General features: G+C 54.9%; 23 protein-coding genes. 2 read left to right on the top strand and 21 right to left on the bottom strand.

The genetic code is table 11. The features are described from left to right. Positions 1 to 41: 41 nt before the first annotated feature. The 9 genes from rpsT to tolQ all read right to left on the bottom strand — a co-directional run bounded on the left by rpsT (position 42) and on the right by tolQ (position 7,540). Positions 42 to 317: a 30S ribosomal protein S20 gene (gene rpsT, locus ACNKH6_RS08545; RefSeq protein ID WP_417915134.1), complete on the bottom strand. Its 276-nt coding sequence runs from the start codon at positions 315 to 317 to the stop codon at positions 42 to 44. A 110-nt stretch (positions 318 to 427) separates the two neighbouring features. After that, positions 428 to 1,177, bottom strand: a complete 750-nt coding sequence (locus ACNKH6_RS08540) for a pentapeptide repeat-containing protein (protein WP_417915133.1) — start codon at positions 1,175 to 1,177, stop codon at positions 428 to 430. A 24-nt stretch (positions 1,178 to 1,201) separates the two neighbouring features. Then, a complete protein-coding gene (locus ACNKH6_RS08535; protein ID WP_417915132.1) occupies positions 1,202 to 1,657 on the bottom strand; it encodes an SH3 domain-containing protein in 456 nt (151 codons plus the stop codon). Positions 1,658 to 1,673: 16 nt separating this feature from the next. Beyond that, positions 1,674 to 2,420 carry a TlyA family RNA methyltransferase gene (locus ACNKH6_RS08530; protein ID WP_417915131.1) on the bottom strand — a complete coding sequence of 249 codons (747 nt, stop codon included), beginning with the start codon at positions 2,418 to 2,420 and terminating at the stop codon, positions 1,674 to 1,676. Next, the gene (locus ACNKH6_RS08525) at positions 2,420 to 3,592 is read right to left on the bottom strand and encodes a tetratricopeptide repeat protein (RefSeq protein WP_417915130.1); all 1,173 of its coding nucleotides are present in this window, start codon (positions 3,590 to 3,592) and stop codon (positions 2,420 to 2,422) included. Before ACNKH6_RS08525 ends, ACNKH6_RS08530 begins: the two co-directional genes overlap by 1 nt. Positions 3,593 to 3,635: 43 nt before the next feature. Continuing rightward, a complete protein-coding gene (locus tag ACNKH6_RS08520; RefSeq protein ID WP_417915129.1) occupies positions 3,636 to 4,895 on the bottom strand; it encodes a protein TolB in 1,260 nt (419 codons plus the stop codon). Positions 4,896 to 4,921: 26 nt separating this feature from the next. Continuing rightward, the gene (tolA, locus tag ACNKH6_RS08515) at positions 4,922 to 6,367 is read right to left on the bottom strand and encodes a cell envelope integrity protein TolA (RefSeq protein WP_417915128.1); all 1,446 of its coding nucleotides are present in this window, start codon (positions 6,365 to 6,367) and stop codon (positions 4,922 to 4,924) included. Then, positions 6,364 to 6,813 (bottom strand): protein TolR, encoded by a 450-nt coding sequence (gene tolR, locus ACNKH6_RS08510; RefSeq protein WP_417915127.1) that lies wholly within the window; start codon positions 6,811 to 6,813, stop codon positions 6,364 to 6,366. Before tolR ends, tolA begins: the two co-directional genes overlap by 4 nt. A 28-nt stretch (positions 6,814 to 6,841) precedes the next feature. Next, a complete protein-coding gene (gene tolQ, locus ACNKH6_RS08505; RefSeq protein ID WP_417915126.1) occupies positions 6,842 to 7,540 on the bottom strand; it encodes a protein TolQ in 699 nt (232 codons plus the stop codon). Positions 7,541 to 7,837: 297 nt separating this feature from the next. Here tolQ and ACNKH6_RS08500 point away from each other — a divergent pair, with 297 nt between their 5' ends. After that, complete coding sequence (locus tag ACNKH6_RS08500; protein ID WP_417915125.1) at positions 7,838 to 8,758, top strand: NAD(P)/FAD-dependent oxidoreductase; 921 nt, start codon at positions 7,838 to 7,840, stop codon at positions 8,756 to 8,758. Positions 8,759 to 8,770: 12 nt separating this feature from the next. On the opposite strand, the gene ACNKH6_RS08495 is transcribed toward ACNKH6_RS08500, so the two are convergent. From ACNKH6_RS08495 to ACNKH6_RS08475, 5 genes are all read right to left on the bottom strand, one after another. Next, complete coding sequence (locus tag ACNKH6_RS08495; RefSeq protein WP_417915124.1) at positions 8,771 to 9,397, bottom strand: MBL fold metallo-hydrolase; 627 nt, start codon at positions 9,395 to 9,397, stop codon at positions 8,771 to 8,773. Positions 9,398 to 9,467: 70 nt separating this feature from the next. Further along, the gene (locus ACNKH6_RS08490) at positions 9,468 to 10,460 is read right to left on the bottom strand and encodes a P-loop NTPase (RefSeq protein WP_417915123.1); all 993 of its coding nucleotides are present in this window, start codon (positions 10,458 to 10,460) and stop codon (positions 9,468 to 9,470) included. Between the two features lie 116 nt (positions 10,461 to 10,576). Beyond that, positions 10,577 to 11,530 (bottom strand): protease modulator HflC, encoded by a 954-nt coding sequence (hflC, locus tag ACNKH6_RS08485; RefSeq protein WP_417915122.1) that lies wholly within the window; start codon positions 11,528 to 11,530, stop codon positions 10,577 to 10,579. Next, on the bottom strand, positions 11,527 to 12,672 hold the full coding sequence (hflK, locus tag ACNKH6_RS08480; protein ID WP_417915121.1) for an FtsH protease activity modulator HflK: 1,146 nt from the start codon (positions 12,670 to 12,672) through the stop codon (positions 11,527 to 11,529). Before hflK ends, hflC begins: the two co-directional genes overlap by 4 nt. 78 nt (positions 12,673 to 12,750) lie before the next feature. Beyond that, on the bottom strand, positions 12,751 to 13,713 hold the full coding sequence (locus ACNKH6_RS08475; protein WP_417915120.1) for a rhomboid family intramembrane serine protease: 963 nt from the start codon (positions 13,711 to 13,713) through the stop codon (positions 12,751 to 12,753). A gap of 112 nt (positions 13,714 to 13,825) precedes the next feature. On the opposite strand from ACNKH6_RS08475, the gene secB reads away from it, so the two are divergent. Next, positions 13,826 to 14,290 carry a protein-export chaperone SecB gene (gene secB, locus ACNKH6_RS08470; protein WP_417915119.1) on the top strand — a complete coding sequence of 155 codons (465 nt, stop codon included), beginning with the start codon at positions 13,826 to 13,828 and terminating at the stop codon, positions 14,288 to 14,290. A 59-nt stretch (positions 14,291 to 14,349) separates the two neighbouring features. Here secB and ACNKH6_RS08465 read toward each other — a convergent pair whose 3' ends face one another. The 7 genes from ACNKH6_RS08465 to ACNKH6_RS08435 form a co-directional block, all read right to left on the bottom strand. Further along, a complete protein-coding gene (locus ACNKH6_RS08465; protein ID WP_417915118.1) occupies positions 14,350 to 15,402 on the bottom strand; it encodes a hypothetical protein in 1,053 nt (350 codons plus the stop codon). A gap of 40 nt (positions 15,403 to 15,442) precedes the next feature. Next, complete coding sequence (locus tag ACNKH6_RS08460; protein ID WP_417915117.1) at positions 15,443 to 17,530, bottom strand: hypothetical protein; 2,088 nt, start codon at positions 17,528 to 17,530, stop codon at positions 15,443 to 15,445. A 20-nt stretch (positions 17,531 to 17,550) separates the two neighbouring features. After that, positions 17,551 to 19,170 (bottom strand): hypothetical protein, encoded by a 1,620-nt coding sequence (locus ACNKH6_RS08455; RefSeq protein ID WP_417915116.1) that lies wholly within the window; start codon positions 19,168 to 19,170, stop codon positions 17,551 to 17,553. A gap of 88 nt (positions 19,171 to 19,258) precedes the next feature. Beyond that, a complete protein-coding gene (locus ACNKH6_RS08450; RefSeq protein ID WP_417915115.1) occupies positions 19,259 to 19,705 on the bottom strand; it encodes a hypothetical protein in 447 nt (148 codons plus the stop codon). Positions 19,706 to 19,760: 55 nt separating this feature from the next. Then, on the bottom strand, positions 19,761 to 20,297 hold the full coding sequence (locus tag ACNKH6_RS08445) for a pilus assembly protein PilP (protein ID WP_417915114.1): 537 nt from the start codon (positions 20,295 to 20,297) through the stop codon (positions 19,761 to 19,763). 19 nt (positions 20,298 to 20,316) lie between these two features. Further along, positions 20,317 to 20,961, bottom strand: a complete 645-nt coding sequence (locus tag ACNKH6_RS08440; RefSeq protein WP_417915113.1) for a type 4a pilus biogenesis protein PilO — start codon at positions 20,959 to 20,961, stop codon at positions 20,317 to 20,319. A 12-nt stretch (positions 20,962 to 20,973) separates the two neighbouring features. After that, a complete protein-coding gene (locus ACNKH6_RS08435; RefSeq protein ID WP_417915112.1) occupies positions 20,974 to 21,582 on the bottom strand; it encodes a PilN domain-containing protein in 609 nt (202 codons plus the stop codon). Positions 21,583 to 21,584: the final 2 nt, after the last annotated feature.

Here is a 21,584-nt window from a genome sequence, read left to right as displayed (position 1 = left end):
GGACGCTTCCGTGGCCGACAGCCCTTCCTCAACCAGCCGGTTCAGGCGGCGGCCAAAGTCCGGTTGACCCGCTTGGTCAGCCGGGAAATCTTGCGGGCGGCGGTGTTCTTGTGGAGGGTGCCCTTGCCAGCCGTCTTGTGAATGACGGACATAGCCTTTTTCAGCACCTCCTGCACGCCGTCCTGCGCACCTGCTGCGGCCAGCGCGTCGTCAACACGGCGGATGGCGGTGTGAACTTTAGATTTGTTCATGCGGTTGCGCAGACGGCGCACTTTGGACTGCCTGTCCCGCTTTGCTGCTGAAGCGTGATTTGCCATGAAAGCTCCTTGCTGTAATCCTGCAAAAAATGAATATTGTTCAAAAGAAACAAAAAATATAGCTGACCGAAGCAGGCTTGTCAACAGTCCTTGACGAAAAAACTGCACGATCAGTGCTGGGACGGCGCGGCAACAGGCGGCGCTTGCTGCTCGGCTTGGTCAGCGGCAGGATCAGGCCATATCTGCTGCAAGACAATTTCGTTCACCCGTTCATCAGCAGGCTTCGGCTGCGGAGGGGCTTGCTGCGCTTCAAGGAGAAGATTTCCATGCTGAATGACCGGTATTTTATCGACATCCCGGCGGTTCGCGGCAGGTTCAGCCGGTGTCACCATGAGCGAAATTTCCTCTGGCGGCGAGGCGGCCTTGGTCGATTGATCTGACTGCGGGCTGCGGCCCGCAAACAGCTCGTCTATCGCGCTGTTGACTGCGTTCTGGGCGGAGTCGGCAGCCTGCTGGCCAGGATTTTTTTCCTGCGCCGCCGGGAGGCCGGTGTCAGGAGTGAAATCAGCTCCTTCCAGATCAGCTCCCAGCAGATCAGCCTTGCTGATGTCCGTGCCGCCCAGCCGTGCGCCGCGCAGCACCGCATGGCGGAGGTTGGCTCCGGCAAGCGAGCTGCTGTTCAGCCATGCCCCGCTGAGATCGGCCCCTTCCAAATCCGCGTTGGCCAAGTTGAGGCGGTTGAGCACCGCGCCACGCAGGTTGCAGCCCTTGCAGGCGTTGCTGGCAATGAGTTTATTGAAATTATTCTTGATATCCTGATCAGCGGAGCCAAGCAGCTCGGCGGCTCCGGCCCTGCCGCACAGCAGGGCCGCACAGATGAGAAGGCATCCCTGTGCCTTGATGCTGATACGTTTTCGCATAAACTATCATGTCTCCGCTGGGTTTCAGGGCCAGACCAGCGCACGGTGAATCCAGCCGGACGACAGCTGCGGGTGCGAGACCTTGAGCCAGTCGCCTTGCTGGTCCTGTTTTTTCAGGATCACTTCGCGGGCCACCGTGCCAACCACCGGAGATTTTTCACTGGCCTCAGCCCGGATGTTGCCCTTGCCTTGCTTTTTGACGATCACGTGCACGGCAGGCGTTGCCACCAATTTGGCGGAAATCCAGCCCTGCTCATTTTCGAAATCACTCACTTTGAGCCAGTCGCCTTTGCGCTCCAGCACTTGAAGCGGATAATTGGCCGGCGCTTCAAATTTGATTTCCGCAGCAGTGTCCGGGCCTGAACGGACATTGACCCCATCCTTGATCACAGACACGAATTCAGCCGCTGAAACTGCTGCCGCTGCCATCAGCGTCGCCAGCAATATGCCTGCTTGCGCCGCCAAAGTCCGGTGCTTCATTGCTCTGTCTCCTTTTTTAAATATATCCTGCTGAGGTGAAATGCAAGAGAAATTCCTGATTGCCGCCTGAGCCGCAGATGTCGGCGGTCGCCCTGCCCACGCAGGCCAGCCCTATTTCCGCAGCAAACTGGCTGATTGCCGCCAGCGCCTCCTCGCGCAGCAGCGGCTCGCGGACTATGCCGCCTGCCCCGACCTTTTCTTTTGGCAGCTCGAACTGCGGTTTGACCAAGGCGACAATGCGGACTGGCCCGTTGAACAGCGGCAGCAGCGGCGGCAGGAGGAGCTGAAGCGAGATGAACGAGGCATCAATGACCGCCAGATGCAGCGGATCGGGAATTTGCGTTGCAGAGAGCAGCCGGGCGTTGGTGCGCTCCAAAACCACCACCCGAGGGTTTTGGCGCAATTTCCAAGCCAGCAGGCCGTAGCCGACATCCACACTATAGACCCGCGCCGCGCCCTGCTGCAAAAGACAGTCAGTAAACCCGCCGGTGGAACAGCCAATATCAGCGCAAATCCAGCCAGACGGGTCAATGCTGAAATCCCTCAACCCGCCCGCCAATTTCGCGCCGCTGCGGCTGACATAGGGAGATTTTTCTTTTCTCAGACGAAGCTCGCTGGCCAAGGCCACCAGCGTCCCGGCTTTGCAATCTGCACGGGTGCCGACCAGCACCTGCCCTGCCCCGATCAGAGCGCGGGCTTCGGCGATATCCGCAGCCAAGCCGCGCTCAGTCAGCAGCAAATCAAGCCGCCGCTTGTCGGACATCAGGGCTTGCGCAGATTCTCCATCCGCTCTTTGGCCACTTTGGCCTCGCGGCTGTCCGAGTGCTCAGAAACCAGCTTGCCATAGATAATCTTGGCGGTCTCTTTGTCGGTCAGCTTTTCAAAGGACATCGCTTGACGGAGCAGAGCTGCCGGAATATGCTGATCGCCGCTGTAATTGGAGATCACCTTTTGATAATCCAAGATGGCGAGATCATATTCGCCTTGATTGAACAGACATTCACCCATCAAGTACAACGTCTTGGCCGCCTGCTTGCTGCCTGGCTTGCTGGAGAGATACTGCTCAAAGGATTTATAGGCCTTTTTGTAGCTCTTCTCTTTGAAGCTGCTCATGCCTTTGCCGAAAACTCCATCCTCTTTCTCTTCCTCTGCGGCGGGAGGCGGTGTTTTCTTTGGTTCTTCAGCTACAGGAGCCGCCGGAGTCTTTTCCGGCTGTTTTTTGGGCGGAGGGGCAAAATCATCTTCTTCCTCATCCGCAGGCGAAGATTGTTCCGGCTCTTGCACAGGATTTTTCCGCACCTTTCTGCCTGCTGGTTCAATGTCGGTCAAACCGCCTTCTGGGCGACCGCTGGCGGCTGTCTTGTCCGCCTCGCCTGCCGAACGCATTGCCACGTCGGCATTTTTTCTTGCCTCTGCCGCTTTCTCCGCCGCCTCTCTGGCCCGCTGCTCCGCTTCCCGTGCTCGTTGCGCAGCCTCATGCACTTTCGCCTCGCTGGCCTGCTGAAGACCGTTGCTGAGTTGCTCAAGTCTGCTTTCGAGCGAGCGCACCAGCTCTTGGTTGGATGAAGTCAGATGCGTGTTCTCATTCTTCATCTGCTCCAGCGCGGTTTGCAACGCCGCGATTTTGTCTTCGGTGTCAGATTTGTACTGATTGAAGCGCTCAATGTTTTCCTGATTCACGGAACGAAGCTGCCGGGCCTCTTCAGCCATCTCCTCAAGCTTGCTGGCCGCATTGGCGGTCTCCTTGAGCCGCTGATCTGCCGCTTTTTCCTCGGCATTTTTGAGTTTCTCCTCCGTCTGCGACTCAACCGTCTGCACCTTCTGGTTCATAGAGCGGAGCTGATAATTCAGCCGCCGCACCTCATCTTGGCTGGCGCACTGGCAGAGCAGCAGCAGAGCGCAGGCTGCTGCTGCCATATTGCTGAATCTTTTCATGAGCGTTCTCTGATGGAAGAATAGAAAAATACGAAGCGTGAAATCAATTGCGGCGCGGCGACCAGCGCGGATAAGACTGACTGCCGGGCAGCCGGAACAGGGTGCGTTCACCCTTGCCGTTGGCATGAATGGCGCAAATTTCCATCTGTCCGTTCCGCTTCCGCGCAAAGGCGATTTGTTTGCCGTCCGGGGACCATGTCGGCGATTCGTAATCACCATAGCCTGTGGTCAGGCGGGTTGGCGAACCGCCGCCGACCGGAACAGTGAACAGATGATAATGCCCTGCGGTCAGGCTGGTGTACACAATTCTGTCGCCTTTGGGCGACCATGACGGCTCAACGTTCTCCTCGCCCTGCAAGGTGAGCAGGCGGGTTTTTCTGCTGCTCAAATCCATGACATAGACCTGCGGTTTGCCGCTGCGGTCAGAGACAAAGCAAATAGACTTGCCGTCCGGCGAAAAAGAAGGAGAGACGTTGATGCCGGACCGCTCGGTCAGCCGGGCAAGAATGCTGCCCTGCATGTCCATGCTGTAGAGGTCTGGGCTGCCGTCCCGGCTCAGGGTGACGATCATTGTCCTGCCATCCGGCGAAAAGGCCGGAGCCAGATTCATGCCCTCGCGCCGCGATATCGCCTTCGTCATCCGGTTCTGGCTGAGGTCTGTCAGATAAAGATTCTGGTTGCCGCGATGGTAGGAGGAATACGCCAGCATTTTGCCGTCAATAGTGAAACGCGGCGAAACGCAGAGGTGATTATGCCGAGTGACTTGGCGGACATTGCGGCCCAGCACATCGGCAAGATACACTTCCTTGCTGCCGGTGCCGTCGGAGATGAAGGCGATGGAGGTGCGGCTGATGCCCGGCTCGCCGGTGAAATCTTCGACCAGCGCGTCAACCAGCTTCAGGGCAAGATCATCCTGCTCCGCCACTGAGCCACGGAACTGCCGGGGCGGCAGAGTCTTGCCCGCAGCGTTGTCCAGCAGGCTGGCCTCAATGGTCATCTGCCCGCCCTCAGTAGAATATTTGCCCTGCACTGTATAATCTGCGCCGTCCGTATTGCCGCGCGCCGGATCTATGATCTGGATAAAGCCGTGAAATTCCAGTCCGCTGATCACCAGCCGGGAGATGTCTTTGCCTGACCCGCCGCCAGAAGCATCGGTGAAAGGCGGCACCGCCACTGCCACTTTGCGCACTCCTGAATTGGAGATGTCGAGCTGGATACGCTCGGCGCTGGCCTGCACAGCGGTCAGCAGCAGGAGCAGCAGGGCCAGCGGAAGAGCGGCGCGGAAACTGAAAAACCGGTTCATTGTCTGCATGATGAAGAGGAGAAAAGTTATAATGTCAGCCCTTGCGGGGTGAAATTCAAGGCAAATTCCAGTTTCGGCTTGTCGAGCAGTGCCGGGAAATTGGGCAGCGGAGCGGCACTGCGCAGTGCTTTCAGCACGGACTGATCAAACAGGGAGTCGCCGGACTGCTGTTCGATCTTCATATCCTCAATCGTGCCGTTTTTGCTGACAATCAAGGCCACAACCGTTTTCAGCTTCTTGTCGGCATTGACCATTTCCGGCACCTTCCAATGGCTGCTGATTTTTTCATTCAGCGAGCTGGCATAGCTCTTTAAGGCCAAGATGTCGCCTGAACCGACTCCGCGACCGGCACTGCGCGAGCCGCCGAGTCCGCCGCCGCTCGTGCCGCTGCCTGAGCCGCCAGCCACCGCCTCGCCGACCGCGACATTCTGCCGCAGCGCACGTTTCAGCTCTTCTCTGGCCGCAATCACTGCCTGCCGGGCGGTTTGCGCCTCATCCTCAATCCGTTTGGCTGTAGCTAACGCCTTGCGCTGCTCCATCGCTGCAATTTTCTGCCGGGCTTCGGCGGCGGCAGCCTTTTTCTCGGCCTCAATCCGGGCAGTTTTCCTTGCCTCAGCCGCAATCCGTTCCCGCTCTTTCCGCGCCTCGGCGATCTTCGCTTCCTTTTCTTTGCGTTCCTGCGCCTCAGCTATGCGTTTTTCCTCAGCGGCTTTTTTCTCCGCCTCCAGCTTGGCCGCTTTTGCAGCTTCAACTTTCTTTGCCTCCGCGATCCGGGCCAGCTCTTCCTGTTTTTTCGCTTCAGCAAGTTGCGCCTTTTCCGCCGCCTCTTTTTCCTGAGCAGCCTTCTGCTTCACCGGATTCAGAGAAACAACATCCTTTTTCACGGGATGGACGGCTGGCGCAGGCGCAGCTGGTTTGGGCGGCGCAGCTTCCACGATTTTTGGTTCAGGGACTTTCTCGACCGCTTTTTTGACCGGCTCAGGTTTGATTTCCGCAACCTCTTTCACTACAGGCTGGGCTTGCGGTTTAGGAGGCGGCGCAACTTCTGCGACCTTTGGCTCAGGAGCCTTTTCAACCGCCTTCTTGACCGGTTCAGGTTTAATTTCCACAACATCTTTCACCACAGGTTGTGGCGGCGGCGTGGTTTTGACAGCAGTTTTCTTCTCGCTCCGGGCTTTGATTTCCACGGGCGCAGGCAACGGTTTCTCTGCAATCTTCTGCGGCGGCGCAGGCTCTGTCGGTGCGGTCGCTGGAAGCAGCGGCCCCGGCCCAGACAAACTGACAAAATTCACCGTGACCTTGTTGTCCAAACGAAAGCCCGGCCCGCTGCCTGCCATGTGCTGCAAGGCTGCCGCGCCGCCAAAAATCGCCAGATGCAGGGCGACGGCAAGATTAAGGGGCCACTGCCATTCGCTCCGATTGCCCCGCCGCTCTAAAAAAGCCTGCCATTCATCGTAATTTATTCCGTTCATTGCTGCGCTCCGCCTCCTGCGCCTTGCTGCTCGTCCGGTCGTTCTGTCACCATGCCCAGTTTATCGAATCCGGCCTGCTTGATCTGGGCCATGATCTGCACCACTGTGCCATAATCAACATGTTCATCTGCCTGAAGATAAATCGGCTCATTCCGCTGCTCCTGCGGTAACTTTTCCAGCTCATGCCGCAACGCGGAAGCTGTCAACGGCGCAGTGTTTTTGCCAAGAAATATTTGTCCTGCGCTGTTGACCACCACTGCCAGCGGTTCTTCGTCCTGCTGAAGCGATTGCCCTGTGGTTTTTGGCAGATTGATGTCAATTCCCTGCGTCATCATCGGTGCCGTGACCATGAAAATGATCAGCAGCACCAGCATCACATCCACCAGCGGAGTCACGTTGATCTCCGCTGCCAGCGATTTGCGGCCTTTGCCGCCTATGGAACCCATGCCCATTGTCGTTCCCGAATGTCCGCTTTTATTTTCTTGTCAGCATATCGCGTTCAATCAGATTGAGAAAGTCAAAAGAGAAATTCTCCAGATCGGATTGAAAATCCGCAACTTTGTTGGCGTAAAAGTTATAGAAGACGACTGCTGGAATGGCCACCGCAAGACCGGCGGCAGTGGCAACTAATGCTTCGGAAATGCCTGGCGCAACAACGGCCAGCGAAGCACCGCCCCGTGCGCCAATTTCTTGAAATGAAACCAAAATGCCCCAAACTGTGCCGAACAGCCCGATGAAGGGCGTTGCGCTGCCGGTGGTGGCAAGAAAAGCAAGGGAGCGTTCCAGCCGTTCAGTCTCGATGAGCTGGGCCTTGCGCACCGCCCGTTTCAGGTTGTCCATCACCGCCAGTTTCATCTGGATGGTCTCCTGATTTTCAGCGACTTGGCTGCCGCGCACTGCGCTGATTTTGCGCAGCTCATTGAAACCAGAGACAAAAACTGCCGCTTCTGGGCTGAGTGTCGAGGCTTTGGCGGATTCGTAGGCATTGTTCAGGGTTTTGGATTCCCAGAAATCAGCAAGAAATTCTTCGGAGGCCTTGCGGGAGCGAGAAAAAAGCAGCTGTTTCGAGATGATGATCCACCATGAGACCACAGAGAAAAAAAGCAGGATAAGCATGACCAGCTTGACAAGCAGGCTGGCATGGGCCATCATGCTGAAAACCGAAAAATTCACAAATGCACTCCTGCAACGGCAATAGGTTGAATTGATTCTGCAATCCCTGCGACCGGACACGCAGCCCGCCGTCTCCGGCTGGCTGCGCGGCAGCCGGGGTCTTTGGGCGGGAGCTGGCAAAGAGGGAAGGCAGAGAGAAAAAACGTTCCCTTACAATTATAACGGGTTCTGCATAACCTGTCGACCCTCAACTGAAGTTCACGCAGCACTTCACCGGCAGATGGAGCAGCCTTGTTCCTGGCCATCTGCCGGACTCAGAATATAAGAAAGTCATCCAGAAAGGCAAGGGAGGTTTTGATGTCGGATTCACTTTATGATGTGATCATTGTCGGCGCAGGCCCGGCAGGCATTCAGGCGGCCATTCATGCTGCCCGGAAAAAAACGCGGGTGCTGCTGCTGGGCCGGATCGCAAGCAGTGCGCTGTATTCGGCACATGTGGAGAATTACGCCTGCATTGACGGCGTGACTGAAGGCAGGCTGCTGCTGGAGGCCGGACTGACTCAGGCGCAGCGGTTTGGTGCAGAAATCGCCTCGGAAGATTTGCTGAAAATCAGTCAGCAGGAGGACGGCCTTTTTGCGGCGGAAACCGAGGGCGGCGGAGTCAGGCTCTGCCGCGCCCTGATTCTGGCGATGGGCATGGCGAAAACCAAGCTGGGTGTGCCGGGCGAAAGCGAGTTCACCGGCCGGGGCGTGAGCTATTGCGTGGACTGCGATGCCAATTTTTTCCGTGGCGCGACGGTGCTGGTCGCTGGCAATCACAGCGCGGCGGCGGACGGCGCATTGACCTTGCTTGATTACGCCAGCAAAGTCTATCTCGCAGCGGCGGAGCTGAAGGTTTCTGATGAACTGCTTCGCAGGCTGCACGAGAGCAAGGTTGAGCTGCTGGCAGGCCGCCGGGTGCAGGAAATCGTGGGCGGCGAAAACGGGGTTGAGGCAGTGCGGCTGGACAATGGCGACGAGATCAAGACTGAGGGCGTGTTCATTGAACTTGGCTCAAAAGGTGCGCTCCAGCTTGCGGCCCAGCTTGGTGTGCAGATGGATGTGGAGCAATTCAAGCATATTGAAGTGAACCGGCGGCAGGAAACCAACATTCCCGGCGTGTATGCTGCCGGAGATATCACCGGCGCACCCTACCAGATGGCCAAGGCCGTGGGTGAAGGCTGCATTGCCGGTATGGAAGCAGCCATGTATGCCCGCAGATTGAAACGGCAAAGCTGATTGCGCCCTCAATCAGAGATAGGGATTGCTCCTTGCCTCTCTGCCGATGGTGGATTTGGAGCCGCCGTAGCCGTGGCCCGGCCAGACTGTGGTTTCCGGCGGCAGGGTCAGCAGCCGCTCGCTGATGGACTCTGACAGCTCGCGCATCGAGCCGCCGGGAAAGTCAGTGCGCCCCACCCCGCCGGCAAAGAGGGTGTCGCCGCTGAAGCAGTTCGGGGCGTTGTAAAGGCACATGCCGCCCGGCGTGTGGCCGGGGGTGTGAATCACCGTCAGCGTTTCCTCGCCGATGCGGATCAGGTCGCCGTCCTCGACCAGCAGGTCAGCGGGCGGGGACTCCGGCAGGCCGAGCATGGAGAAGTAGCTCCGCGCCTCCTCAGTGCTGAAGAAGTCCGCGTCGGCCCGGTGCATGACGATCTGCGCCCCGGTGGCCTGCTTGAGCGGCCCGTTGCCGCAGACATGGTCAGGATGGCCGTGGGTGGAGATGATGTAGATCACCTTAAGCCCTTCTTTTTTGCAGGCGGCGAGCACCTTGTCCACGTCGCCGCCGCAGTCAATCACGGCGGCCTTGCCGGTTTTCGCGCAGGAGACAATGTAGCAGCAGACATCCATCATCCCGACGATCAGTTGCTGGATTTTCATGGTGAGTGAAGAACGGAGAATTTTCAAAAGATGAGGTCAGGAGCAGGGCCGCTCCTGACCGGCGGGCGTTTCAGCAGGCGCAGGTGGAGCTTTTCTCCGGGGCGCAGCTCTCGCCGCAGCCGCAGCCGCACGCGGCGGAAGAGCCTGCCATGTTCAGCCGCAGATCGCCTTTGACCGGCAGCCGCTGCTCCACCGCGCTGATCACGGCGGCAAACGCCTTCACTGCCGGACTGTCGGCGTTCGATGAGAGATAGGGCGTGCCACTGTCGCCGCCCATGACCACGCGGGGATCCATCGGCACCCGGCCTAGGAAGGGCAGATCAAAGTCGCGGGCGGTCTTCTCGCCGCCGCCGGTTCCGAAGATGTCAACCGTCTCGCCGCAGTGCGGGCAGACAAAGCCGGACATGTTCTCGACCACGCCTGCCACCGGCATTTTCACCGTGCGGCAGAAGTTGAGCGACTTGCGCACGTCGGCCAAAGCCACCTCCTGCGGCGTGGTGACCACCACAGCCTGCACGTTGGGCATGGTCTGGGCCACGGAAAGCGGCTCGTCGCCGGTGCCCGGAGGCGCGTCAACGATCAGGTAGTCCAGCTCGCCCCAAGCCATGTCGGCGACAAACTGGCGGATGGCCTGAATCTTCAGCGGGCCGCGCCAGATGATGGCCTCGTCGCGGTCCTTCATCATGTACTCCAGCGAGACCACCTTCAGCTTGCCGTTGTAGAGCAGCGGCGGCACCAGGCCGTCCGCGCCGCTCTGCATCGTCTCTAAGCTGCCGGTGAGATTGAGCATCCGGCAGACATCCGGGCCGTGCAGGTCAACGTCCATCAGGCCGACCTTGTGGCCGCGCTCGGCCAGACCCAAAGCCAGATTGACAGCCACAGTGGACTTGCCCACGCCGCCCTTGCCGCTCATGACCAAAATTTTATGTTTGATCTTGCCGAGCGACTTGGTGATGGCGATGTCCTGCTGGGCCAGATGCGCGCTGGCGGCGTTGAGCTGGGCGGAGCTGGAACCGCAGCCGGAGCTGCTTTTGCTGCCGCAGGAGCTTTTGCATGAACTCATGACGTTTCCCCCTCAGTTGGGTTGAAAAAAAGACTTCTTGCATGACTGCCCCTCCGTTCAGCAGCAGGGGCGAAAAATCTTTCGCCCCTACCGGTTGCACAAGAGGCCGAAATGTCCTATCGGGCTGACGGCGACTGGAGATGTTTGAACAGCTCGGCATCCGGCGAGAGCACCAGCGTGGTCTTGCTGCCGAGGATGCTCTGGTAGCTCTCCAGGCTCTTCTGGAAGGAATAGAACTCGGCGTGGCCGCTGTAGGTCTCACCGTACAGCCGGGCCGCATCCGCGTCCGCTTTACCCCGGATTTCGGTGGCCGCCCGCTGGGCCTCAGAGGTGATTTCTTTTAGTTCGCGCTCAATTTTGCCGAGTATCTCCGCCTTGCGGCCTTCACCTAAGGAACGTTTTTCGGCGGCAATCCGTTTCCGCTCCGAAATCATCCGGGTGTACACTGTCGCCCGCACAGAGTCTATGTAGTTGACCCGCTTGAACATCACATCAATCAGCTCAATGCCATATTTGAGCGCGTCTTTAGAAGCCTGCGCCAGCACCAGTCTGCTGATGGCATCCCGGCCCTTTTTCGGCGGCTTGGTCAAATCGCTGGCTGAGGAGGTCTCCACCACATATTCAGGACTCCAATCCGAGGAGCGGATGATCTCAATCAGGTCATTCTGGTTGACCATGTCCCGCACCGCGCCGTTGATGATGTCGTTGAGCAGACTTTGGGCACGGGCTTCATCGCCTGCGGCCTGCAGAAAGAGCAGCGCGTCCTTAATCCGCCAGCGGGCGGTATTATCCATGTAGATGAAGGTCTTGTCGTTGGTCGGTATCTGATTAGGGTCTCCGTCCCAAATCAGAATCCGCTTTTCAAAAAGCTGCACCCGCTGCAAAAACGGCATTTTGATTTTCAGCCCCGCCGCAGTGACCGGGTTGCCGACCGGTGCGCCGAACTGGGTAATCACCGCCTGCTTGCCTTCAGGCAGCACATAGAATCCGTCCAGCAGCATAAGAATGCCGACGGCCAGCAGAAACAGGCGCAGCCCGTTGAGGAGCTGCGGTTTGTCAATTTTGCTCATTTGCTTTGGTTCTCCTGCGCCGGGCTGAGGAATGCTGGCGAGACGCTGCCGCCTGCGGCGTTCAGATTGAGGAAGGGCAGCACCGGCTTGTCCATGACATACAATTGCTTCACCTGCGGCAGGACGGTTTGCATAGTTTCAAGATACATACGCTGCCGGGTGACTTCCTTAGCCTTCTCGTATTCAGCAGCAATGGCCTTGAAGCGGGCTGTCTCGCCTTTGGCATCATTCAGCCGCTGCACCGCGTAGCCATGCGCCTCCTCAACAAGCTGCTTGGCCGAGCCGCGTGCTTTGGGAATAACCCGGTTATATTGCTCTTCGGCCTCATTAACCAGCCGTTTCATATCCTGATCAGCCTCGTTGACTTCATTGAAGGCCGGTTTGACCTCGTCGGTCGGGGTGATGTCCAAGAGCTGCAAGGTGACTATCTCAACACCATGTTTTTCTTCTGATTTATCAATACCATCTTCCAGCCTGTTGAGATCGCGCTGGAGTTCTTGGCGGGCTATTCGAGCCAGCATCGCCCGGTTTCCAAGCACGTAATCGAAGTCCATATTGCCGACTATGCGCCGGATCACGGTTTCCGAATTGTCGCGGACGGCTTGCTTGACATCACTGATTTTGAAGAGAAATTTAACTGGATCGCCAACCTTGTACTGAACAGTCCAGGCTACTTCTATCACATTTTTGTCGCCGGTGAGCATCAGCGATTCGCTCTCGTCGCTATTCGATTTGGCCGTTTTCCGCAGGCCGAACTCCTCTTTACGCACGTTCTCCACGTCAACCCGGATCATGTCTTCCATGTAGGGAATCTTGAAGTTCAGCCCTGGCCCGGCGGTGCGGGCATATTTGCCGAAGCGGAGGACTATGCCCTGCTCGCCGGGATTGATCGTGTAAAAGGAGGAAAAAATGCCGCGCAGCAGAATAAGCGCCGCCACGACCGCCGCGATTTTACCTGCGGCAGCAAAAAGATTCCGTTCTTTGTCGGGCTTGCTGCTGTCCTGCGGCGGCGGTTCTCCGCCCCCACGCTCCTTGTTCTTTTGCTCCTCGAAATGATCGCGGATTTTTTGAATCAGATCAGCTAAAAATTCTTCCGGCCCGACCGGCTTCTTCTTTTTGCCCCAAGGGGGCGGGGTGTTCATGGGCATGACAGGCTTGTTGGGTTGAGAGAGACAGGTTCGGTCTATTTAAATCGGTGTCGGCCTGCGTTACAAGCATTTTCAGAATGCTTGCAGCCAAGACCCGGCCAGCAGCGCCACGGCGGCAGCCAAAAGCAGCCGCTGTGTCAGGGCATGACGGCCCTGCTGATCGAGCTTGGCGAGGCGCAGAACAAAACCGCTGCCCAGTCCGCAGGCAAGGCCGAAAAGATGTGCGCCAAGATCGGTGCGCCCGCCTTCATTGCCTGCGCCGAGCATGGCCAGCAGGCCGATTCCTGCGCCCAGCGGCAGGAGCAGCTGGCGGACAAAAGCTCCGCCCATGATCTGCCGTCCGCAGAAAATGCCGATAGCGGAAAAAACCGCCGTGGAAAAGCCGACAGAATAATGTGGTTCTGTGCGCAGGGCGATGTTGAGAAAGTTGGCGAAAGCGGCGGTGAGCAGCATGGCCAGCCACGCGGTGCCCGAACCAAGGAGCTTGCACAGCAGCTGGGCCATCACCCCGCCGATCACGCAGTTGCCGACCAAATGACCCAGATCGGCATGAAGGGTGAGCGCGGTGAGCAGCCGCCACCACTGCCCCTGTTCCATGACGGCTTGACTGTTCAGTGCTCCGGCCTTATTAAACCAAGGGCTGTCATCGTGCCACGGGCCGCTGGCCGCATGAAGCACAATCAGGCCGCCAAGCAGGAGCAGGGTCGGCCAGCCGCTGCTGCGGACAAAAGGCGGCGCAGGCAGCTCCGGCGGCGGCCAGTCACGGTTTTCCTCGCGGAAGGCCCGCAATTCCGTCATCGCCTGCCTGCTCCTGCTCCGGCGCACCAGAAGTGCCCCTGTTCGCCGGTCAGCCTGATGGGCAATCCCCATTGCGCTCAACACCAGCGAGCAGTCACGCAGGCCGCCCGGATCCGCTTTCGCCGCCAGCACCCAAGGATCGGCAGTTTCTGCCTCTTCGTCTGTCCAGCCGCTTGGATCGGAGAAATCAAGGGAGTTCATCCGCCATACAGTAAGCGCGGACGGCTGCCCTGTCAACTCGCCGCCTCATCCGGCCCGCTGCCGCAAAAATATCTTGAGTTCGTCTGCGGTCAATGGTTTATTGAACCGGACAGAACTATTTTTTCCGCAATCAACACCAGAGGCGTATATGTCAGACGAAAATAAGGTGAACCAGCAGGAAGTTCCAGTTTTTCGGATGCAGAAGATGTATCTGAAAGACCTTTCTTTTGAAAATCCCAACGCCCCGCAGGTCTTTCTGCCGCAGGAGCAGGAGGCCAAAGTGGATTTCAATCTGCGCTTGGGCAACCGGCAGGTGGATGAAGACCATTACGAGGTTTCTATCTCTGTCACGGCCAAGGTGCTGAATCAGAAGGCGAACGACTCCGTGATGTTTGTGATTGAGCTGGAACATGCGGCGGTTTTCCTGCTCAAAAATATTCCGGCAGAGCATATCCAGCGTGTGCTGGCCGTTGACTGCCCGCTGATGCTCTTTCCGTTCACCCGGCAGGTTGCTTCGCAACTTGCGGTGGATGGCGGTTTCATGCCCTTCCTGATGGAGCCGATCAACTTTGTCGCCCTGTACGAGCAGCGGGCGCAGAAGAAGGATGCCTAAAAAAAATTCCCGGACAGAGGCTGTCTGTCCGGGAGCGATGTCTGCTGTTCCGGCCTGAACTACCGCTTCAGGCCGGTTTCCACAAAGTCGTTCATCAGCGAGCTGGTCGCTTTCCGCAGAGCTTGGTCAAAAAGGTCGTCGTATTGGTTGTCGGCCAAGACAGATTCCGGCGCAACCCGCACTTCAACCTGATTCGTCCAGATCACCTGGGCATCATAGGCATTCTGCACCCAAATGCGCAGCCGCACCACAGCTTGATCCACCCGGCCTCCATGTTCAGCCATGCCGCTGCCAATTGCTCCGCCCAGCATCGACCAAGCGATGGTGTTTGCGCCTTTGCCGCCGCTGATGCCAAAGAATCCTTTCGAGTCGTCAGCATCCCACGGCCAGCCCGCTTGGCTGCCAACGGCTGCGCCCCATGCGCCGCCAGCTATCATATTGCCCAAGTTGTCGTACTGCGCTGAGTCGGCGAAACCAAAGGCCATGCGGCTGGTCGAGCCGATGACAAACGGCAGCAGGCCGCGTTTGCGCGGATCCCAAGTGTGTTCCTGGCGGGTGCGGAATTCCAGTATTCTGCCCCGGACGACATAATCCGCGCCAAACCTCCGGCCAATTTTCACCACTTCCTGATCTGTCAGCCCGTGGGTGCCGGGACCGTCAGCAGCTATGTTCCTTTTTCCAGCCTGATAGGCCTGCTGCATGTGCATGTACTCAGTCAGCTTGCTCTTCATGATATCAGACCAATCCGGGTCATCCAGCTCGCTGGCCAAGGAGGAAGAACTCGTTTCAGCTCCGCCGCCATACGAGGCGGTATTGATGATTTTCTGCTCAACTAAGTACTGAAAGACATCTTCCGGCACTGGTGCGCCAAAACCACGGCTGACCAAGCTGTTGGTCAGCGATTCTGTAACCAGCAAATGACGGCGGAAGGCAGAGGCAATGCTGTCGCCCTCGCTGTAGTCAGCAAAAGGCAGGACGACTGCTGTTCTTCCTTTGCCGCTGTTGTCGGAATATTCGTCCGGGGCCATCACGGTCTCGACCGTAGTCTTGCCGCAGCCGGCCAGCAGTCCTGTCAGCAGTACCCCTGCGGATACAAATTTCAGCAGACTCATGGTTGCTCCCATATTAAAAGAGTGTGAAGGCTCCGTTTATTCAATTGATGATGCGCGGGCGCAGCAGAATGATCAGCTCGCGTTTCTTCCTGCTTTTTTCCTCGTAACCGAAGAGATATTTCAGATACGGAAGATTCCTGGCACCAGGAAGGAACTCGCCGCTCTTGCTGTCAACCTCACTGATCAAGCCGCCGACCACCAGCATTGAGCCGTCTTTGATCTTGACCATCGTGCTCATCTCGCGCTTGTTGACCACTGGCAGGCCGATTTTGTTGCCTTGGCCAACTTCAACATATTCAATTGGCTCAGAAAGCTCGGACGTGATCGGCACCAAGTTCATGACGATTTCATTATCCTTCTTTATAACAGCGGATAAAGCTAAACCAATGCCGGAAAGAATGTCGGCTGTGGTCACTGTCGTGGACATTGCACCGGATGCGCCTGAAGTGTCGCTCTTGATGTCCTTAATGTACGTCACATTTCTGCCGACAGAAATCAGAGCGGGTTGCCCATTCATGACACTAATCTTCGGATTTGAGAGGATTGAGGTCTGTCCCTGACCCTGCAATGCCTTGATGAACGAGGTGAAATTGAAACCTAACAGCGTCGCTCCTGTTGCAAAACCTTCCGCCATTGAGCTGCCAGTGGTGATGAATGTTGCTGCAGTTGCACCCTGCGTCAGCGTATTGCTTATACTACGAGTAACAGAATTTACACTGGAACTATTAGATCCATCAGCACTTCCATATGTACTTCCATCAGTGCTTCCAGTAGCACTTCCAGCTATGCTTTCAGCTATACCTACTCCCGTAGCATCATACTTGTTGTTACCGGTGACGGTAGCGGTATTAGTAGTACTAGGCTTGTCTCCAGTAACTCTAACATTATTAATGTTAGTCCCGTTAGCATTGTTTGTGGTTGCTGTCAAATTATTGCTATTAGTTGTTGAGCCTGTTGTTGAGTTAGTTGTTGAGCCTGTTGTTGAGTTAGTTGTTGAGCCTGTTGTTGAGTTAGTATTCGTTGTTGAATCCGTGGTTGTATCAGAGAAATTTGCCGATGAGTTTGTTCCGCTATCTTCACCGTTGCTCCGATTGTAGGACTTTGTTTTGCCGTAACGTACACCATCCAAGCTCAAGCCTTGCAGCAGCATATTCCAGTTGATGCCCAGCGAGGAACTGTCATTAAGGGCCACTTCAATAATCTTGGCCTCAATGATAATCTGCTTGTACAGCTCCTTCTCCAAGTTGGCAAGATAGCTATCAATTCTTTTCTGAAGCGACTTTGGCGCATTAACAGTAATCAGACCGACTGGTTTGTCAATGGTGTACGTTGAATCGGTGGCTGAAACCCGGCGGGCAACCGGTGCAGGCGCAGCTTCGTCTTTCTTTTCCGCAGCCGCTGTCCCTTTCTTATCTGCCTGCTTTTCAGGTTCTTTTTTTACTTCAGGAGTAGCGACGGTCGCCGTCCATGTTTTTATGATACTGTCAATATTCTTCTGGATATTCTCCCAAATATCAAATTTGTTGTCACTGCTGGAGATGGCTCCTGAAGTGGAACCGGTTGCAGTTTTATAATCCTGTTTGACAAAGGGCATAGCAATATGATACTGCTTGGTCTCACGATATTTGATGACCAAAGTTGAACCTTCTACTTCTTGGAAATAATCAAGCTGGCGCAGAATATTGTCGATTGCTTCGTAAAAATTGTCATTGGACCGGACATCAATATCAACCAACAGCTCTTGGTCAACATCAGGCGCCCAGCTCAAGCTCATATTCTTGGTTCTGACGATAGCCTTCATCGCCTCCCGCAGCGGGATGGGCTGCGTGGTGGTAATGTTGGAACCAACCTTGAGCTGGAGAGCTTCCAAATCAGCGGCACCTCCGTCTTTTTCCTTTTTGCCCGCGCTCCGCTCCTCGCTGATCATGTAGCCAGTCTGACGGAACCGATCGGGCAGCAAAGAAGGCTCAATGATCGTGCGATGCTGCTGCGGCATTTCTGAAGCCGCCTCAGCTTTAGGGGCATCAGGCTTTTTGCTGTTTTGCTCCAGACATGAACAAAGGAGAAGCGGCAGAACAGCAGCTACTGCAAGACGAATTGGCAGACGGCGGCCTGTATGAATATTCATAGCACGTTTCATGAATGAGTTTAGTGAGAACGAGTCCTGCTCATGATATATGCCCGCAGATCTTGGGGCACACTGAAGCCGGCATGAAGAATCGCCGTATATGCTTTGTCCGCTTCGTCCTGCCGTCCCTGCTGATCAAGAATACGGGCGCGGGCGATCATAGAATTTAAATCTTCTCCGTACAGATCGCTGTACTTGTTCAGCAGCTTCAGGGCAGCCTCATACTGCCGCTGCCGTTCGCTGAACACCGCATAACTGAACAAAGCTTCACGACTTGGCTGACCGACACTGATGCTTTGATCAAAATATTGCTGCGCTTGACTGGCCTCTTCCATATTAGCATGACCAATAGCCGCATTCAACGCCGCGCTGCTGTTCTTTTTATCAGAGGCAAGGGCTTTCTTGGCATAATACACCGCTTTGGCATTTTGATTGAGCTTGCCAAGATAAATCGAAGCGATTTTATTTGCCAGCTTGCTTTTTTCCTTGCTTTCAGTCTTGTCCGGCCAAATGTCTAGTCCTTTCTCATAAAGCTGCACAGCAGTCTCAATGCTGCCTTCTTTTTCCGCTCTGATGCCCAGTGTCACCAGTTTTTTAGCCTCCATGACTTCAGGCGGCTGAGTTTGCTCGCTCCCCCCGCCTTGCGCAATCACGATAGGGCTTTTTTTACCGCCGCCTTCCGGCTCAATAGTAAGTGCAGTGTCTGCCGCTGACCGCTGCGGCCAAGCGAAGTCCTTACCTTTTGGATAAATAACAATGGTGTTGAACCGCTGTTCTTTAGCCAAATCCTTCAGATTCAGGATGACATCAAGAACGAAATCCCATGGCACTTCGCGTAAAGCCAAGGTCAACGTGCCAGACACGCCTTCGGCAATGATGATATTATAGCCGCTGACCTCACCGAGCAGGCGGAATACATTGTGCAGGTCAACTTTATAAAAATCAACTGTAATCGGCGCGCCGCCTGTTCCACCGAACAGCGAGGCTCCGGCAACAGGGTTGCCGCCCGGAGCAGCAGCCCCCCCGGCAGCTTTGATTGTCGGCGTAACCGTCGGCAGGGGCACTTCAATAGATTTTCCACCTGATGTTTCCGCCGTATTTTTCTTTCCATCATCCTTGCCTCCGACAGAAGGCAGCGGGACAGCAGGAATAGAAACCGGGGCAGTGTCTGTTGCAGCTGGTGCCGAAGTATCTTTAAAAAAACCTTCAACTATAAGAACAATGCTGTTGTCTTTGATGCTGACATTGTACGACGCATACGATTCCGGCAGATAAAATTCAAAATGCAACGGACTTGCTCCGGCATCCGGTTTGTCTATGCCGCCCACTTTCACTTTGAATTTCGCCAGCGGCGCACTTAATTCCGCTGCTGGTTTGCTTAATTCCGCATTAGTAATGTCTATAACTATGCCTTTTCTGTCCGGCAGCTCATACGAAGTCTGCTCCGGCGGCTTGGCGCAGAAAATGCTTATTTTTAAATTTTTCCCATCCTGCTCCGCAGTCAGCTTGCTTATGCTATTTTTTTGCACAGCAGCAGGCGGCTGCTGTGTCGGCGCAGCCTGTTGCACGTTATTGCCAGAAGCCGCCACCGCGCCTCCAGCATTTTGTGCTGTCGCGGCAGACGGCATATGCAGCAGCAAAAAAGCTGCCGCAGCGGCTGAAAGACAGCATACTCGGCTAACTTCACGATATATTGAACCTGCTGACAGGACATTGTGCGGCATGTTATCATTCCCCCTCTGTTTTCAAACGCATGACCGTTTCTTTGCTGACCAACCTGCCTGATGTGGTGCGCCAGCTTTCTCCGATCACCACCTGTCCAGTTTCAATTTTTTGCACCGTGCCATATTTGCCAATTGGCAGGCCTTCAGATAAAAAATATCCTTTTCCGGTCATATCTTCAGCCACCGCCTTCCGGTCAGCAGGCGTGAAGATGACTGCCGTCAGCTTGAGCTGACCCGGTTCAAGAGACAAACCGCCTCGCTGCCCTGACGGTTCCACTGGCACGTCAACTGGTGTGTTGGCATTGTCGGCAAGAAAGGGCTGAAACGGATCATTTCTCTGTTTTTCTTGATAAATGTACGTTGCCTGACGATAAGCCGCAGTCGCTTCAGCGTGAACATAAAAGATAGCTGACAATATAACCGATGAAAATACAGCATATTTCTTCAACATGATTCACTCCTCTTTTTTTGCGTTGCAACACTCGCAACACCAACATGATTCATGTTTACTTTCCTTCTTCCTCTTTTTTCATACTCATCACGATATCGCTGGTAATTTCCCTGCCAGCTTTAGTTTTTCGAGTTTCTTTTATAATGACCTTACTGTCCGCAATTTGCACAATCTGCCCATGCCTGCCGATCAACATCTTTTCCTTCAACACATAGCCTTTCCCTGCCATATCCTCAGCCATGGCGATAATGCTGCCTTGCACACCCATCACTGCCACCAGCCGAAGCTGGCCCGGCTCAAAGAGCTGCATCTCCTTCAATGGCTCTTTTGTATCTTCATCAACAAGCTCGTCTTGTTGTGCTTTTTTTTCATCTTCTTTTTTAATGAAGGAAACAAAAGGATCAGGCCTTTTATCAAGTTCATAAGAAAACTTGGAACGTTTTCTTGCTTCTCCTGGATCAATATTTTTTTCTGCCCCAGCAGCATCTGTACTGCCTGTAGCTGCCGCAGCAGTTGAGGACGACTCTTGGGCGAATGCGCAAGATGCCCACAAGAACAAAGCGATCCCTACGAGTATATATTTAAAATACATGGTGCTTCTTGCACACCCCCTATTTTTTTGCTGGCGGATTATTGCCCGCAGGCGGAGCTGCCGCCTGACCAGTATAGCGATACGTCAATAAGTTACAGGATGAAGTGAGCATCATGTCACCAGCCACTTCCATAGGACTGCCCATATTGATATTATCAACTGTTACCAAACGATCCAATCCGCTCACTTCACCAAGAAAATAGCCAATGTTATGATACGGCCCTTTTATTGCGATGCTCACCGGTATCTCAGCATAAAAATCTTTCAGAGTTTCACCTCCTGGAACAAAGGATGTAAATTCCAATCCTGCTTTTCTGCCGAGATCAGATATATTGCGTAATAATGCAGGAATTTCTGGCCCCTTCGGAAGAATAACCGAGATTTGCTCAAATTTCTGTTCTGCTTGTTTCAGCTCCTCCTGATGCTTCGGATAATTGGCTTCAGCTACCCGCGCTTCATCCACTTTTTTTGTCAAATCTGCTTGCTGCGTCTCAAGTCCGGTAATTTCTTCTTGTTTCGGCTGATAAAAAAGAAAAAAGAAAGCAGCAATCGGTGCGGCGATTAAACCGGCAGCCAAAGCAATTTTGACGTTCTTCTTCCAAGGAATGTATTTTTCATTAACAAATTTTTCGACTTGTGCTGAAAATTTTTCTGACGAAGCCATAATATATTTCCCTTACTTTGGTGTTGCTGCCGCGCCTTGATTTTGCTCTGATGCCGCTTCTTCTGTTTTTTTCTGTTCAGCACTGACAGTACAGGCCAGAGCAAAACTTTTCAAATTTCGTCCCAACTGTGAAACAGAAGAAACATTTTGGAGTGTCACCTCAGTGATGTATGAAGGAAGTTTTTTTAAGGTATCAATATATTCTGCTACTGTCTGGCTGTCTAAAGCAATGCCGTTCAGGTTCAATTTGTCCCCAGTTTGGGTCAATGACGTGAGCCAAAGCCGCTCATTCGGTGTACGATTGGCGACCTCATCAAGAATCCGAGCAGTACGCGCCGAAGTTTTTTCTAAATCTAATACAATTTTTGTTTGCTTTTCAATAGCATCTTTTTTGCTTTTCAACTCAGTTATCTGTTTCTGTATTGCAGCCAGCCGCGCTTCTTCCGCCTTCAGCCGAGTAATTTCATCGTTCAGGCCGTTAACCTTGCTGATCAGGCCAAATGCAATAGCAATGAGCAGAGCTATTAGTGCGGCAAAGACCACCGCAAAGACTTTAAGCTGCTGCCATGCCTCAGCCTGCTGCTTTATTTTTTTGACGGGCAGAAGATTGATCCGCAGCATGG

This window comes from Candidatus Electronema sp. JM (assembly GCF_048287415.1).
Classification (GTDB): Bacteria; Desulfobacterota; Desulfobulbia; order Desulfobulbales; family Desulfobulbaceae; genus Electronema.
This window is presented reverse-complemented; position numbering and strand designations above follow the sequence as displayed.

Coding starts and splice junctions, on each gene's coding strand:
- hflK (WP_417915121.1), bottom strand. CDS start 12,672: ATGAACACCCCGCCCCCTTGGGGCAAAAAGAAGAAGCCGGTCGGGCCG.
- tolA (WP_417915128.1), bottom strand. CDS start 6,367: ATGAACGGAATAAATTACGATGAATGGCAGGCTTTTTTAGAGCGGCGG.
- hflC (WP_417915122.1), bottom strand. CDS start 11,530: ATGAGCAAAATTGACAAACCGCAGCTCCTCAACGGGCTGCGCCTGTTT.
- ACNKH6_RS08490 (WP_417915123.1), bottom strand. CDS start 10,460: ATGAGTTCATGCAAAAGCTCCTGCGGCAGCAAAAGCAGCTCCGGCTGC.
- ACNKH6_RS08440 (WP_417915113.1), bottom strand. CDS start 20,961: ATGGCTTCGTCAGAAAAATTTTCAGCACAAGTCGAAAAATTTGTTAAT.
- ACNKH6_RS08540 (WP_417915133.1), bottom strand. CDS start 1,177: ATGCGAAAACGTATCAGCATCAAGGCACAGGGATGCCTTCTCATCTGT.
- ACNKH6_RS08435 (WP_417915112.1), bottom strand. CDS start 21,582: ATGCTGCGGATCAATCTTCTGCCCGTCAAAAAAATAAAGCAGCAGGCT.
- ACNKH6_RS08445 (WP_417915114.1), bottom strand. CDS start 20,297: ATGTATTTTAAATATATACTCGTAGGGATCGCTTTGTTCTTGTGGGCA.
- ACNKH6_RS08530 (WP_417915131.1), bottom strand. CDS start 2,420: ATGTCCGACAAGCGGCGGCTTGATTTGCTGCTGACTGAGCGCGGCTTG.
- ACNKH6_RS08525 (WP_417915130.1), bottom strand. CDS start 3,592: ATGAAAAGATTCAGCAATATGGCAGCAGCAGCCTGCGCTCTGCTGCTG.
- ACNKH6_RS08495 (WP_417915124.1), bottom strand. CDS start 9,397: ATGAAAATCCAGCAACTGATCGTCGGGATGATGGATGTCTGCTGCTAC.
- rpsT (WP_417915134.1), bottom strand. CDS start 317: ATGGCAAATCACGCTTCAGCAGCAAAGCGGGACAGGCAGTCCAAAGTG.
- ACNKH6_RS08520 (WP_417915129.1), bottom strand. CDS start 4,895: ATGAACCGGTTTTTCAGTTTCCGCGCCGCTCTTCCGCTGGCCCTGCTG.
- secB (WP_417915119.1), top strand. CDS start 13,826: ATGTCAGACGAAAATAAGGTGAACCAGCAGGAAGTTCCAGTTTTTCGG.
- ACNKH6_RS08500 (WP_417915125.1), top strand. CDS start 7,838: ATGTCGGATTCACTTTATGATGTGATCATTGTCGGCGCAGGCCCGGCA.
- ACNKH6_RS08535 (WP_417915132.1), bottom strand. CDS start 1,657: ATGAAGCACCGGACTTTGGCGGCGCAAGCAGGCATATTGCTGGCGACG.
- tolR (WP_417915127.1), bottom strand. CDS start 6,813: ATGGGTTCCATAGGCGGCAAAGGCCGCAAATCGCTGGCAGCGGAGATC.
- ACNKH6_RS08465 (WP_417915118.1), bottom strand. CDS start 15,402: ATGAGTCTGCTGAAATTTGTATCCGCAGGGGTACTGCTGACAGGACTG.
- ACNKH6_RS08450 (WP_417915115.1), bottom strand. CDS start 19,705: ATGTTGAAGAAATATGCTGTATTTTCATCGGTTATATTGTCAGCTATC.
- ACNKH6_RS08460 (WP_417915117.1), bottom strand. CDS start 17,530: ATGAATATTCATACAGGCCGCCGTCTGCCAATTCGTCTTGCAGTAGCT.